Annotated in this window: 9 protein-coding genes; 4 read left to right on the plus strand and 5 right to left on the minus strand. The window is 71.7% G+C overall.

The genetic code is table 11. From position 1 onward, the window contains the following. Nucleotides 1-106 precede the first annotated feature (106 nt). The 4 genes from ABZX96_RS05690 (at nucleotide 107) to ABZX96_RS05705 (ending at nucleotide 4,921) form a co-directional block, all read left to right on the plus strand. Nucleotides 107-1,579, plus strand: coding sequence for a catalase (locus ABZX96_RS05690; protein ID WP_355538361.1), 1,473 nt, complete (start codon nucleotides 107-109; stop codon nucleotides 1,577-1,579). A 635-nt stretch (nucleotides 1,580-2,214) separates the two neighbouring features. Next, entirely contained in the window at nucleotides 2,215-2,943 is a 729-nt protein-coding gene (locus ABZX96_RS05695) for a hypothetical protein (RefSeq protein ID WP_355538364.1), read from the plus strand. 218 nt (nucleotides 2,944-3,161) lie between these two features. Then, on the plus strand, nucleotides 3,162-3,701 hold the full coding sequence (locus tag ABZX96_RS05700) for a GNAT family N-acetyltransferase (protein WP_355538367.1): 540 nt from the start codon (nucleotides 3,162-3,164) through the stop codon (nucleotides 3,699-3,701). Between the two features lie 299 nt (nucleotides 3,702-4,000). Continuing rightward, nucleotides 4,001-4,921: a CopD family protein gene (locus ABZX96_RS05705; RefSeq protein ID WP_355538370.1), complete on the plus strand. Its 921-nt coding sequence runs from the start codon at nucleotides 4,001-4,003 to the stop codon at nucleotides 4,919-4,921. A 659-nt stretch (nucleotides 4,922-5,580) separates the two neighbouring features. On the opposite strand, the gene ABZX96_RS05710 is transcribed toward ABZX96_RS05705, so the two are convergent. The 5 genes from ABZX96_RS05710 to ABZX96_RS05730 all read right to left on the minus strand — a co-directional run bounded on the left by ABZX96_RS05710 (nucleotide 5,581) and on the right by ABZX96_RS05730 (nucleotide 13,817). Continuing rightward, nucleotides 5,581-7,221, minus strand: coding sequence for an AMP-binding protein (locus ABZX96_RS05710; RefSeq protein WP_355538636.1), 1,641 nt, complete (start codon nucleotides 7,219-7,221; stop codon nucleotides 5,581-5,583). Between the two features lie 428 nt (nucleotides 7,222-7,649). Further along, nucleotides 7,650-9,545, minus strand: a complete 1,896-nt coding sequence (locus tag ABZX96_RS05715) for an AMP-binding protein (protein ID WP_355538373.1) — start codon at nucleotides 9,543-9,545, stop codon at nucleotides 7,650-7,652. Nucleotides 9,546-9,757: 212 nt separating this feature from the next. After that, entirely contained in the window at nucleotides 9,758-10,588 is an 831-nt protein-coding gene (locus ABZX96_RS05720; protein WP_355538376.1) for an MgtC/SapB family protein, read from the minus strand. Nucleotides 10,589-10,781: 193 nt separating this feature from the next. Beyond that, entirely contained in the window at nucleotides 10,782-12,323 is a 1,542-nt protein-coding gene (locus tag ABZX96_RS05725; RefSeq protein WP_355538379.1) for an XdhC family protein, read from the minus strand. A gap of 36 nt (nucleotides 12,324-12,359) precedes the next feature. After that, nucleotides 12,360-13,817 carry an NCS2 family permease gene (locus ABZX96_RS05730; RefSeq protein WP_355538382.1) on the minus strand — a complete coding sequence of 486 codons (1,458 nt, stop codon included), beginning with the start codon at nucleotides 13,815-13,817 and terminating at the stop codon, nucleotides 12,360-12,362. Between the last annotated feature and the right edge of the window lie 250 nt (nucleotides 13,818-14,067).

Raw genomic sequence — 14,067 nt, forward strand, 5'->3', positions numbered from 1 at the left:
AGCCACTTTTCAACAAAGTGTTGACGTTTGGCTGGAGCGCTCCCTACGCTCCATAGCGCTCCAGCATGCGGAAGTCGACTTCCGCGCTCTCGTACGGAAGGTCACCATGTCGAAGCCCACGCCGACGACGCGCCACCTCACCACGGAGGCGGGCGCACCGGTCGCCGACAACCAGAACTCCGCCACCGCCGGCGTCGGCGGTCCGGTCCTCCTCCAGGACCAGCACCTCCTGGAGAAGCTCGCCCGCTTCAACCGGGAGCGCATCCCGGAGCGCGTCGTCCACGCCCGCGGCTCCGGCGCGTACGGCTACTTCGAGGTGACCGACGACGTCACCGCGTACACCCGCGCCAACTTCCTGAACACGGTCGGCAAGCGGACCGAGCTGTTCATCCGCTTCTCGACGGTGGCCGACAACCTCGGTGGCCCGGACGCCGCCCGCGACCCGCGCGGTTTCGCGGTGAAGTTCTACACCGAGGAGGGCAACTACGACCTCGTCGGCAACAACACCCCGGTCTTCTTCATCAAGGACCCGCTGAAGTTCCCCGACTTCATCCACTCCCAGAAGCGCGACCCCTTCACGGGCAAGCAGGAGCCGGACAACGTCTGGGACTTCTGGGCGCACGCCCCCGAGGCCACCCACCAGGTCACCTGGCTCATGGGCGACCGCGGCATCCCCGCGTCCTACCGCCACATGAACGGCTACGGTTCGCACACCTACCAGTGGACCAACGCCCAGGGTGAGGCGTTCTTCGTCAAGTACCACTTCAAGACCAACCAGGGCATCCGCTGCCTGAGCGCCGAGCAGGGCGCCGAGCTGGCCGGCAAGGACCCCAACAGCCACCAGACCGACCTGCTCCAGTCCATCGAGCGCGGCGTGTACCCCTCCTGGACCCTGTACGTGCAGGTCATGCCGGCGGCCGAGGCGGCGGACTACCGCTTCAACCCGTTCGACCTCACCAAGGTGTGGCCGCACGCGGACTACCCGCTCCAGCGCGTGGGCCGCCTGGTCCTGGACCGCAACCCCGACAACGTCTTCGCCGAGGTCGAGCAGGCCGCGTTCTCCCCGAACAACTTCGTGCCCGGCATCGGCCCCTCCCCGGACAAGATGCTCCAGGGCCGCCTGTTCGCCTACGCGGACGCGCAGCGCTACCGCCTGGGCGTCAACCACACCCAGCTCCCGGTCAACGCCCCCAAGGCGACCAAGGCCAACAACTACGGCCGGGACGGCCTGATGGCCTCCAACGCCTACGACCGGCACGCGAAGAACTACGAGCCGAACTCGTACGACGGCCCGGTGGAGACCGGTCTCCCCCTCTCCGCCCCGCTCGCCGTCAACGGCCACGTCGGCACCCACGAGGCGCCCGCGCACACCAAGGACGACGACTTCTTCCAGGCCGGTGAGCTCTACCGCCTGATGTCCGAGGACGAGAAGAACCGCCTGGTGGCCAACATCGCCGGCGGCCTCGCGCAGGTCAGCCGCGAGGACGTCATCGAGAAGAACATCGCGCACTTCGCCGCCGCCGACCCTGACTACGGCAAGCGCGTCGAGGCCAAGGTCCGCGAGCTCCGCGAGGACTGAGCCCTCTTCGGAGGCCGCCTCCGCCCGTGAGGGCGGGGGCCCACCGACTGCGCGAGGACTGACGGGAGGTCGGTTCCCTCGCGCTCCGTACCGGCCGGTTCGCTGAGGGGTGGCCGGCCGGTACGGACAGGTAGCGCGGAGCTCCGCGGCACTGGGGAGAAGCCAGTGCGGTGGCAGTGCCCGCCCCGGCAAGGAGGGGCGAGCCGTCTCCCGGCCGCGGAGCCCGCGTCCTGTACCGATTCCCTCACCGCCCCGCACCGATTTCCTCACCAGGACTCCGTCCTCACCACAACTCCGTCCGGCGGCGCGAAGTCCCGTCGCGCCCATTTCCTCGTGCTGCCGGACGGCGCAAGCACACGGAGGGCCCGGAATCCGTTACGGTCGCGGATTCCGGGCCCTCCGTGGCGTTCCGGCCCGGCCCGCGGTGCGTTCCCGGCTCCTGTTCGCAGGCCGTTGGCGGACGGGCCCGCAGGGCGTTGGCGGAGGCGCCCGCAGGATGTCGGCGGAGGCGCCCGCCTCGTGACGCGGTGCCGGTCTCGGCGTAAACCCCCTCCCCGAACGCGCTCTTCGAGCAGAATATGGACGGCAGAGGCAGCGCCGATCGGTCTGCCGGTCCACTTCGCCAGGAGCCCACCATGGCCGAGAGCGTGCCGGTGCGATGCCCGACGTGCCGCCGCGAGAACGCCTTCACGCCGCCCACCTTCCCGTGCGCGTGCGGCGCTCCTCTGACCCTCCCCGTCCTGCGCGGCGGCGTACCCGCTGAGATCCTGCACCGCACCTGGCGGTCCTCGTGGGTCGAGGTCCGCTGTGAGACCTGTGGCCGACGGGATCAGTGGCCCGCGCCGGAGTCCGGCTGCGTGTGCGGCACGGTGGTCAGGGTGCCCACCACGCCCGTGCCGCCGGAGCCGGAGGGCGCCCCCGCCGGCTCCGTCACGGCCGCGACCGCCCGCCGGACCCCGCCCCGCGTGCCGCTCGTCCGGCCCGCCTTCCGCCCCGTCACCATCCGCACGGCCCGGGACTGCGTCACGGCGGCGGCCCAGTATCTGAAGTGGCTCGGTTTCACGGACGTCGAGTGCACCCAGGAGCCCCCCGGCGCCGGGGTGGACCTGCGCGGGAAGGGCGTGGTGGCGCAGGTCGATCCGACGACGCACGGGACGCTGCTGCGGGACATCGAGTGCGCCTGGCTCAACGGGCTCCACGACTCGGCCCTCACGGTCTTCTTCTCCCTGGCCGGTTACGCCCGTGACGCCCGGGCCCGCGCCGACGCCCTGCATGTGCCGCTCTTCGTCATGGACCTCACGGGGACGCCGCAGCCGGTGAACGATCCGGCGGATGAGCTGATTCGGTACGGGTCGGTGTCGTAGGGGGAGTGCGGTTTCCCTGGGCTGCCCGCTCCTCTGGCCGGTCCGCTCGCCTGGGCTGCCCGCTCGTCTGGCCGGTCCGCTCCTCTCGTCTCTCGTCGGTCGCATCCCTTTTCGCCGGTCGGTCCCGTCCTCCTTCTCCGGTCGGTCTCGTCTTTCTGCTCCGCTCGGTCGCTCGAAATCCGGCTGCTGTCGCGCTCGTGGGCTGCGACGATGCGCGCATGAACGTTCAGCTCGCCGCCGACCGCGACCCGCGCCCCTCCCCCGTCCGCATCCGACCCGCCACCGAGCGGGAGTTGCCGGCGCTCCAAGCCATCGAGCGGGCGGCGGGTGAGCCCTTCCGGTCTCTCGGGATGGATGCCATCGCGGATGACGAACCGCCCACCCTGGAGGAACTGGTCGGCTACCAGCGCGCGGGCCGGGCCTTGGTCGTGTGCGTCGGGGATGACGACGTTCCGGTCGGTTACCTGCTGTGGGAGCCGGTCGATGGCCTGGCGCATATCGAGCAGGTGTCGGTGCGTCCGGACGTGTCGCGGCGCGGGCTCGGGCGCGCGCTCATCGAGCGGGTCGCCCGGGACAGCGGCCTGCCCGGCCTGACGCTCACGACCTTCCGTGACGTTCCGTGGAACGCGCCTTATTACGCGCGGCTGGGGTTCCGCGTTCTGGCCGCCGACGAAGTGACTCCCGGGCTGCGTGCCGTTCGGGAGCACGAGGCGGCCATCGGGCTGGACCGGTGGCCTCGGGTGTGCATGCGGCGGTGAGTGCGTGCCGGGGTTGATCTGTCGCGTCGTCGGGCCCGGCCCTCCGTCCGCCTGAACGGGTCCGGTGCGGCCCGGCCGGTTTTCCGCCGCCGTTCGTCTCGCCTGGACGGGCCGATTCCCCATCCCGGTCCGAACGGCCGCTTGCCGCGTCCCGGACCGGTCGAGACGATCGCTCGATGACGCCACCTCCCTCGTCCCAGCCCTCCTCTCCCACGCCCGTCCGCCCTCCTGCGCAGGGGACCCACCGGCGGAACGGGGACGCTGGAGCGCGCCCGGCCGTCTTCCGGACCGTCGGAGTCGTGGTGCTCTCCGCGCTCGCCGTCCTCGTCACGGTGCTCGGCCTGAGATACGCCGGCTGGGACACCGGGGAGGCGCGATTACCCGGTGACGTGGCCACCGCGCTGCTGCGGGCGGTCCTGCTGGCGGCGCTCTGTCTGCACGTGGGCGAGTTGGCCACGGCGCGGATGGCACGGGCCGTGCCGTTGACACCGCGGCCCGAGCCGCGGAGCTGGGCCCGGGGCGCCGCGTGGATCGGGGTGGGAGCTGCGGTGGGGCAGCTCGTGCTGCTGGCCGGGACCGGTTCGCTGGTCGACGGTCTGACGTCGCCGGATCTTGAGGAGACGTACGGCACGCGGCCGGGTGCGCTGGCCCTCCTGGAGGCCAACGGTTTTCTGCTCGCGGCCGTGTGTGCGGCGGGGCGCCGGCCGGGGTGGGCGGCCGTTCCGCTGGCGGCCGTGATTCTCGGGGAGGCGCTGCGGGCGCATCCGGAGACGGATACCCCGGAGATCGGGACGGCGTTGACGGTGGTGCACCTTACGGCCTCCGCGTTGTGGGCCGGGGGGTTGGTGCATGTCCTGCGGACCATGCGCGTGTGGCGTCGGACGCCTGGGGCGGGGCGGGCGTTGCTGTTGCGGTATGCGCGGGTGGCGGTGGTGTTGCTGGTCGCCGTCAGCGTGACGGGGACGTTCAGTACGTTACGGCGGTTGCCGTTGTCGGTGGTTTTCGATTCCGCTTACGGGCGGACGTTGTTGGTCAAGCTGGGCTTGATGGTGGTGGTGTGTGCGTTGGCGCTGGTCGCGCGGATGCGGCTTGCGCGGGATCGGCGGGATGCGAGGTCCGCTGCGCGTCCTGCGCGGGCGGAGGTTGTTGTTCTGGTGGTGGTGCTTCTCGTTTCGGCCGTTTTGACGGCTGTGCCGGTGCCGGTGGGGTTGGCGGGGTGAGATGTGGGTGCGGGGGCGTTTGGGGGCGGTGGCGGGTGTGTGTGGGTGCCGGTGAACGCCGGATGCGTTGTCCTCAATCGCCGGACGGGCTGGGATTTGCGGGTCGGCCGCGTCGCAGCCGGGAATGCCTGGTCGGCCGGGTGCCGGGGGGGCCGAGGGCCGGGTGCCGGGTGGGGGCCGAGGGTCGGATGCCGGGTGAGTATGGGGCCCGGTGAACGCCGGGGGCGTTGTCCTCAATCGCCGGACGGGCTTGATTTTGCCGCCCGACGACCTTGGTTTCAGGCACCAAAGGCCGGAGTTTTCGTGAGGCGGGCCGGGATTGGCGGACAGCGGGCCGGATTTGTCGGGCAACGGGCCGGAGTTTCCGCGCGAAGGGCGGGAATTGGCGGGCAGCGGCCGGAATATCCGTGCGACGGAACGGAATTGGCGGACAACGGGCTGAAATGTGCAGGCCGGCCATCCCGCTGGCGGAAATGGCGTGGATAGGCGCAGACGCTGGGGGCAGGTGCCGGAAGTGTGTGGGGGCCGGTGAACGCCGGGGGCGTTGTCCTCAAACGCCGGACGGGCTGGAATTTGCCACCCGACGACCTTGTCTTCAGGGACCAAGGGGTGGAATTTTTCCCGGCGTTCACCGGCACCTGTCGTTCAGCTTCCCCGTGTCACGACCGCACCGCGTCCGCGGCTGGTGTCGGTGCCGGGCGGGGGGAGGGCGGGGTGTTCGTGGTTGCCGTGAGTTCCGTTGCCAGTTGTTCGCGGAGTTCGATTTTGCGGACCTTGCCGCTGACGGTCATGGGGAAAGCGTCGAAGATCCGCAGGTAGCGGGGGATCTTGTAGTGGGCCAGGCGGGAGCGGCAGAAGCGGGAGAGTTCGTCGCGGCTGAGGGTGGAGTCGGGGTCGCGGAGGATGACGCAGGCGGCGATCTCCTCGCCGTATTTCTCGTCGGGCACGCCGACCACCTGGACGTCGGCGATTTTGGGGTGGGAGTAGAGGAATTCCTCGATCTCGCGGGGATAGACGTTCTCGCCGCCTCGGATGATCATGTCCTTGATGCGGCCGACGATGCGCACGTAACCGTCGTCGTTCATGACGGCCAGGTCGCCGGTGTGCATCCAGCGGTCGGGGTCGACGACCTCGGCGGTGCGGTCGGGATCGTCCCAGTAGCCGAGCATCACGCTGTAGCCGCGGGTGCACAGTTCGCCGGGTTCGCCGCGCGGGACCGTGCGGCCGGTGTCCGGGTCGACGACCTTGACCTCGATGTGCGGCAGTACACGGCCGACGGTGGCGGTGCGGTGCTCCAGGTCGTCCTCGCGGCGGGTCTGGGTGGACACCGGGGAGGTCTCCGTCATGCCGTAGCAGATGGACACCTCCGTCATGTTCATTTCGGAGACCACCCGACGCATCACCTCTTCCGGGCAGGGCGACCCGGCCATGATGCCCGTCCGCAGCGAGGAGAGGTCGTACGTGGGGAACTCCGGGTGCTCCAGCTCCGCGATGAACATCGTCGGAACGCCGTAGAGCGAGGTGCAGCGCTCGTCCTGGACGGCGCGGAGCGTGGCTGCGGCCTCGAACGAGGGGGCCGGGATGACGATGCAGGCGCCGTGCGAGGTGGCCGCGAGGTTGCCCATCACCATGCCGAAGCAGTGGTAGAAGGGCACCGGCAGGCAGATCCGGTCCTCTTCGGTGTAGTCGATCGTCTCGCCCACCCAGTAGCCGTTGTTGAGGATGTTGCGGTGGGAGAGGGTGGCGCCCTTGGGGAAGCCGGTGGTGCCGGAGGTGTACTGGATGTTGACCGGGTCCTCGGCCCCGACCCGCGCCTCGGCGGCGGCGAGCCGGTCGTGCGGGACGGTGGCGCCCGCCGCGAGCAGCCCGTCCCAGGTCCGGTCGCCGATGTAGACCACGTCGCGGAGCGCCGGGCTCCCGGAGCGGACCTGCTCCACCATCCGGCGGTAGTCGCTGGTCTTGTGGTGCAGCGCGGAGACCAGGACGTGCAGCCCGGCCTGCTTGAGCACGTACGCCAACTCGTGCACCCGGTAGGCGGGGTTGATGTTGACGAGGATGGCGCCGATGCGCGCGGTGGCGTACTGGACCAGCACCCATTCGGCGCAGTTGGGCGCCCAGATGCCGACCCGGTCACCCTTGCCCACCCCCTTGGCGAGCAGGCCGCGAGCCACCTCCTCCACGGCCCGGCCCAGTTCCGCGTACGTCCAGCGGCGTCCGGTGGGCACGTCCACCAGCGCCTCGCGGTCACCGAACCGCTCGATGGCGCGGGCCAGATCGGCGCCGATGGTGTGCTCGTACAGGGGGCGGTCCCGCCGTCCCGCGGCGTAGGAGAGTTCCCCCTCGTTGTGCGGGTCCCCCTCGTTGTGCGGGACCCCCTCGTTGTGCGGGAATCCCTCCCGTTCCGCCGCTCCCCCGTTGTCCTGGTGCGGTGCGGGCGCCCCGTCCGCACGCTCTGGTCGCTCGCCGGTCACCGTCGTCGGCTCCGCGTGTCGCGGTGTCCGCAGCCCCTTGTCCGTCACTGTCGTCGGCCCCTCGTCCCTCGTCGTCCTCGGCCTGTCGCACGCGGGCGCTCACGGTCCCGCGCGGACGCACAGTCTCTCGCGTGCCCGGCACCGGCCGCCGCCCTTGGTGCGTCGCTGTGGGTGATGGTTCGCCCATGCGGGCACCAGCACGGTTTACTTGCCCGAGCCCGCCGCACCGGCGGACCCGTACGCGGCCCGCCGCCGGCTCAGCGGAGGTCCTCCTCGCGGTACTCCGCGTCCGAGCCGCCCGGGGCGGCGGTGCGTTCGCGCAGCTCGATGCGGCGGATCTTGCCCGACACCGTCTTGGGCAGCTCGGCGAACTCCAGTCGGCGCACGCGCTTGTAGGGCGCCAGCACCCGGCGCGAGTGCGCGAAAAGGGCGGCGGCGGTCTCCGGGCCCGGCTCCCACCCGGCCGCCAGGACGACGTACGCCTTCGGGACGGCCAGCCGCAGCGGGTCGGGCGCGGGCACCACGGCGGCCTCGGCCACCGCCTCGTGCTCCAGCAGCGCGCTCTCCAGCTCGAACGGGGAGATCTTGTAGTCGGACGCCTTGAAGACGTCGTCGGAGCGGCCGATGTAGGTGAGGTAGCCGTCGGCGTCCCGGGAGCCGATGTCGCCAGTCCTGTAGTAGCCGCCGGCCATCGCCTCGGCCGTGCGCTCCGGGTCGCCCTCGTACCTGGTCAGCAGGCCCACCGGGCGGGCCGACAGGTCGAGGGCGATCTCGCCCTCGTCGGCGGGCTCGCCGGTCACCGGGTCCAGCAGGACGACCTCGAACCCCGGGGTGGGGCGGCCCATGGAGCCGGGTTTGAGGGGCTGGCCGGGGGTGTTGGCGATCTGGACGGCGGTCTCGGTCTGGCCGAAGCCGTCCCGGATGGTGACGCCCCACGCCTGGCGGACCCGCTCGATGATCTCCGGGTTGAGGGGTTCGCCGGCGGCGACGATCTCGCGGGGTGGGGTCTTCAGCAGCGACAGGTCCGCCTGGATGAGCATCCGCCACACGGTGGGCGGCGCGCAGAAGCTGGTGACGCCGGCCCGGTCCATCTCGGCCATCAGGCGGGCCGGGTCGAAGCGGGTGTAGTTGTGCAGGAACACCGTCGCCTCGGCGTTCCAGGGGGCGAAGAGGTTGGACCAGGCGTGCTTGGCCCAGCCCGGCGAGGAGATGTTCAGGTGCACGTCGCCGGGGCGCAGGCCGATCCAGTACATCGTCGCGAGGTGGCCGATGGGGTACGAGGCGTGGGTGTGCTCGACGAGCTTGGGGCGGGCGGTGGTGCCGGAGGTGAAGTAGAGCATCAGGGGTGCGTCGGCGGGGGTGGGACCGTCGGGCTCGAAGGTGTCGGGGACGCGCTGTGCTCCCTGTGTCGCCTGTGTGCCCTGTGCGCCCTGTGCGTCGTCCTCCGCGTCCCGGTGGGCGTCGTCCGCCGCTCCCTGGTGCGCGTCTTCGTGCGCTCCCCGGTGCGCGTCTTCGTACGCGAGCCAGCCCTCGTCCGCGCCGCCCACCGCGATCCGGGTGTAGTCGCCGGGCACGGACGCGAACTTCTCCCGGTCGGCGGACCGGACCAGGACGTGCCGGGCCCGGCCGCGTTCGATCCGGTCGGCGAGGTCCGCGGGGCCGAGGAGCGGGGTGGCGGGGATGACGACGGCGCGCAGTTTCATGGCGGCCAGGGCGGTTTCCCACAGTTCGGGCTGATTGCCCAGCATGACGACGATGCGGTCTCCGGGCCGTACCCCGTGTGCGCGCAGCCAGTTGGCGACGCGGTTGGAGCGGCGGCGCATCGCGTCGAAGGTGCGGCGGACCTCGGTGCCGTCCTCCTCGACGATGTGCAGGGCGGTGCGGTCGTTGCCGAGCGCGATGCGGTCGAACCAGTCCAGCGCCCAGTTGAAGTACGCGGGCCGGGGCCAGGCGAACGCGGCGCGGGCGGCGGCGTAGTCCTCGCGGTGCCGCAGCAGGAGGTCACGGGCGGCCCGGAACTCGTCGGTGGGGGACGGCGCGGACGCGGTCCCGGCGCGCGCCACGGCGTCCGTGCCGCCCGAGCCGCCCGTGCCGTGGGGGTGCCGCCGTGCCGCATCCGTGCCCGGGGCCGTGCTCTTGGCCGCGTCCGCCATGTGTCCTCCGTAGCCGCTCCCCGCCGCACTCGCGTGCGACTTCCTGCCCACAGTGTGCGGTCATCAGTGGAGCAGGTGCTACTGGTGGGAGCGTGCGTTCCGCTTCGTGGACAGGTGGACTGTCCACGCGCCGGGTTCTACTGATGGGGCGTCACTGTGTGTACAGGTAGGCGGGCGGGGCGGTCCCTGGTCCTCCCGCGTCACCAGCCTGCTCAGCGCCGCCCCTCCCCCGGCCCGGAGAAGAAGTCCCGGACGCGGGAGCGGCGGCGTCCCCCGGCGTCGCGGCGGCCCCGGTCGTCGCGGCGGTAGTGGTCCTCGTCGTCGTTGCCGTCCGGGTGGTTGGTCACCGTCCAGCTCACGGCGGAGACGGCGGGTTCGAGGGAGAGTCTGCTGACGGCCTCTTCGAGGAGGCTGTCGTCGCGGCGTTCGGTGGTCAGTTCGGCGGCGACGGTGACCATGCCGCGGGTGTCCGCGTCCCTGCTGTGCACGGCCCGCAGCCGGAAGCCGGGGCGGCTGACGGCCTGCACCACGAGCGCGCGGACCGGGGCCTCTTCGGGTTTGGTGCACACGGCCTCGAAGTAGTAGTCGGTGGCGACCTCGGCGCCGCCGCCCGGCTCGCGGTCCAGCCGCCGCCCCAGAGGGCGCAGCACCAGGTTGGCGCCGACCACCCCGAGCGTGCCGAGCGTGGCGACGACGTAGAGCCCGGTCCCGGCCAGCGCTCCGACGGCGGCCGAGCACCACAGGGTGGCGGCGGTGTTCAGGCCGCGGACGCTGAGCCCGTCGCGCATGATGACGCCCGCGCCCAGGAAGCCGATGCCGGAGACGATCTGCGCGGCGACCCGCGAGCCGTCGTAACCGGTGGTGCTGGTGGCCGCCGCGAAGCCGTACTGGGAGAGCAGGACGAACAGCGCGGCGCCGGCCGCGACCAGCGCGTTCGTGCGCAGGCCGGCCATCCGGGCGCGCCACTGGCGCTCCAGGCCGATGACCGCGCCGAAGCCGAGCCCGGCGGCGATGTTGCCCGCGAGCTGCCACTCGTTCACCATGTTCCGCCCTTTTCGCCCGCGCCTGCCGGAAGGCGGCGGTGGCGACGCCCCTTCCTTGATCCGTTTCTCCTCCACCGGATCTATCGGCGGGTGGGGCGGAAGTGTTGAACGGGGAGGGTGGAGCGGACGGAAAGGTGGAGCGGGTGGAGGGGGCCGCCCCGGGGCCGCGCGCGTCCGGGCTACCGGGCCGCTCTCACGCCACCGACCCGATCCGGTCCACCGTGGACGTCACGTCGTGGTGGATGGGCGTGTGCGCGCCGGTCAGCGGGACGCCCGTGCCGCCGCGCCGGTTGGCGACGATCTCGGCGGCGATGGACAGCGCGGTCTCCTCGGGCGTGCGGGCGCCCAGGTCCAGGCCGATGGGCGAGCGCAGCCGGTTGAGCTCGATCTCGGTGAGGCCGATGGAGCGCAGCCGCTCCAGGCGGTCCAGGTGGGTGCGGCGGGAGCCCATGGCGCCGACGTAGGCGACGGGGAGGCGCAGGGCCCGCTCCAGCAGCGGCACGTCGAACTTGGCGTCGTGGGTGAGGACGCACAGGACCGTGCGGGTGTCCAGCAGGCCCGCCGCCTCCTGGGCCTCCAGGTAGCGGTGCGGCCAGTCGACCACGATCTCGTCGGCGTCGGGGAAGCGTGCCTTGGTGGCGAAGACCGGGCGGGCGTCGCAGACGGTGACGTGGTAGTTGAGGAACCTGCCGACGCGGACCAGCGCCGAGGCGAAGTCGATGGCCCCGAAGACGATCATGCGGGGGGCGGGGACCGAGGACTCCACGAGGAGGACGACAGGGTCCCCGCACCGGCTGCCGGTGCGCTCGGTGTCCGTGTCCGTTTCCGTGGCCGTGTCTGTTTCCGCGTCCGTGTCCGTGCCCGTGGCCGTATCCGTGCCCGTGGCCGTATCCGTGCCCGTGGCCGTGTCCGTTTCCGCGCCCCTGTCCGTTTCCGCGCCCGTGCCCGTGGCCGTGTCCGTTTCCGCGCTCCCTCCCCCGGCCGGGCCGCCGCCCTGCGCCCCGAAGCCCGCGCCGCCCCCTGTGCCGCTCCCCGTGCCGATCTCCACCGTCCCGGTGCGCCCCGCGTCCAGCAGGGCGGCGGTCTCCTCGGTGGCGACGCGGTCCAGCTCGGGGTGTCCGCCGAGGGTTCCGGTGCGCTCGCCGCCGGGGCGGACGAGCAGCGCCCGGCCGAGCAGTCCGGCCGGGCCGCGGACGACCCGGGCGAGCGCCATCGGTTCGCCCTGGGCGGTGGCGGCGATCGCGGCGATCAGCGTCCGGGAGGCGCCGTGGCCGGCGTCGGACGGAGGCTGAACGGCCGGAGCCGCCTCGTCCGAATCCGCTTCCCCCGCCGCCCCGGCGCCCGCCAAGGAGCCGAGGGAGGCGGCGAGGCCGAAAGAGGCGGGGGAAGCGGTCGGGGTGGCGGGCGCCGGAGGAACGGCGCCCGCCCGTACCGGGGTGATGAGGATGTCGATGACGCCGCCGCAGGTCAGGCCCACGGCGAAGGCGTCGTCGTCGCTGTACCCGAAGCGCTCCAGCACCGTTTCTCCGGTGCGCAGCGCCTCCTGGCACAGCTCGTACACCGCTCCTTCGACGCAGCCGCCGGAGACCGACCCGATCGCCGTGCCGTCCGTGTCGACGGCGAGGGCGGCTCCGGGCTGCCGGGGCGCGCTGCCGCTGGTGGCCACGACGGTGGCGACCGCGAAGTCGCGTCCCTGCTCGACCCACCGGTGCAGCTCTTCGGCGATGTCCAGCATGTCGGTCTCCTTACGGTTGCGTGCCGCGGGGCGGCGTTACTTGACGCCGAGCCAGTGCTCGATCGGGGTGAGGGCGAGGTAGACGACGAAGATGGCGGTCAGCGCCCACATGAAGGCGCCGATCTCCCGCCACTTCCCCTGTACCGCCTTGATGGCGGTGTATGCGATCACGCCGGCGCCGACGCCGGCGGTGATGTTGTACGTGAACGGCATCAGCGCCACGGTCAGGAAGACCGGGATGGACACCGAGCGGTCGCTCCAGTCGACGTGCTTGGCGGCACTCATCATCATCGAGCCGATGACGACCAGCGCGGCGGCGGCCACCTGGGCGGGCACGAGCTGGGTCAGCGGGGTGAAGAAGAGGCAGGCCGCGAAGAAGAGGCCGGTGATCACGGAGGACAGGCCGGTGCGGGCCCCCTCGCCGACGCCGCTGGCGGATTCGATGAAGACGGTCTGCCCGGAGGCACCGGCCACGCCGCCGACCACGCCGCCCGCGCCGTCGACGAACAGCGCCTTGGACAGCCCGGGCATCCGGCCCTTGTCGTCGGCCAGCTTGGCTTCGGTGCCGACGCCGATGATGGTGGCCATCGCGTCGAAGAACCCGGCCAGCACCAGCGTGAAGACGATCATGCCGACGGTGATGCCGCCGATCTGCTCCCAGCCGCCGAACTCGACCTTGCCGAAGAGCGAGAAGTCGGGCATGGAGACCGCGCTGCCGTGCAGGTCGGGGGTGGCGCCGCCCCAGTCCTTGTCGGTCAGCCCGCCGATCTTGGTGACGGCGAAGGACAGGATCGTGCCGGCCACGATGCCGATCAGGATCGCGCCGGGCACCTTGCGCGCCTGGAGCATGAAGATCAGGAGGAGGGTGACGCAGAAGAAGAAGACCGGCCAGCCGGCGAGCTGCCCGCCCACGCCGAGGGTGACGGGGCCGCCGGTGCCCTTGCCGACGAACCCGGCCTTCACCAGGCCGAGCAGCGCCACGAACATGCCGATGCCCATCGTGATCGCGTGCTTGAGGGCGAGTGGGATCGCGTTCATGATCATTTCGCGCAGGCCGGTGACCACCAGCAGCATGATCACCACGCCGTACAGCACGCACATGCCCATCGCCTGCGGCCAGGTCATGTACGGGACGACCTGCGAGGTCAGGGCCGCGGAGACGTTCAGGCCGGCGGCCAGCGCCAGCGGCACCTTGCCGATGAAGCCCATGAGGAGGGTGCTCACCGCCGCCGCGAAGGCGGTCGCCGTGACCAGGCCCGCGTGGGCGAGGGTGCTCTTCTCGACGTCGGGCGTGCCGAGGATCAGGGGGTTGAGCAGGAGGATGTAACACATCGCCATGAAGGTGGTGATGCCGCCGCGCACCTCGCGCGCGACCGTCGATCCTCGTTCGGATATGTGGAAGTACCGGTCGAGCCAAGACCGGCCGGCGGGCTGGCGCGTCCCCGCGCCGGCGTCTTCCGCCGTGGTGCTCGGCTGGATGGACTGCTGGGTCATGGTGCCTGACTCCCAAGGTTCATAGGGGCACTCGCGTCACGCTGATCACGCTGATCACGCCGCGAGATTTGGGATGGAACTTCGGCTGCACGACCCGGGGGACGGCCCGAGGACAAGGCACACGGCGGTGCCACGGTGCTGCACGGGAGGAACTCTGTGGTGCCGGTAGTGCCGGTGGTGCGTTCGGCGTGCGGTCCCGTCGGGGGTACGGGGGCCGCGGGTGGAGCGGTTCGGGGAGTACGGAGAGGAA

The sequence above is a fragment of the Streptomyces sp. NPDC003077 genome (genome assembly GCF_040611095.1).
GTDB lineage: Bacteria > Actinomycetota > Actinomycetes > Streptomycetales > Streptomycetaceae > Streptomyces.

Excerpts from the sequence above, each read along its gene's own strand:
- ABZX96_RS05730 (WP_355538382.1), bottom strand. The coding sequence starts at position 13,817 with ATGACCCAGCAGTCCATCCAGCCGAGCACCACGGCGGAAGACGCCGGC.
- ABZX96_RS05695 (WP_355538364.1), top strand. The coding sequence starts at position 2,215 with ATGGCCGAGAGCGTGCCGGTGCGATGCCCGACGTGCCGCCGCGAGAAC.
- ABZX96_RS05690 (WP_355538361.1), top strand. The coding sequence starts at position 107 with ATGTCGAAGCCCACGCCGACGACGCGCCACCTCACCACGGAGGCGGGC.
- ABZX96_RS05725 (WP_355538379.1), bottom strand. The coding sequence starts at position 12,323 with ATGCTGGACATCGCCGAAGAGCTGCACCGGTGGGTCGAGCAGGGACGC.
- ABZX96_RS05720 (WP_355538376.1), bottom strand. The coding sequence starts at position 10,588 with ATGGTGAACGAGTGGCAGCTCGCGGGCAACATCGCCGCCGGGCTCGGC.
- ABZX96_RS05700 (WP_355538367.1), top strand. The coding sequence starts at position 3,162 with ATGAACGTTCAGCTCGCCGCCGACCGCGACCCGCGCCCCTCCCCCGTC.
- ABZX96_RS05715 (WP_355538373.1), bottom strand. The coding sequence starts at position 9,545 with ATGGCGGACGCGGCCAAGAGCACGGCCCCGGGCACGGATGCGGCACGG.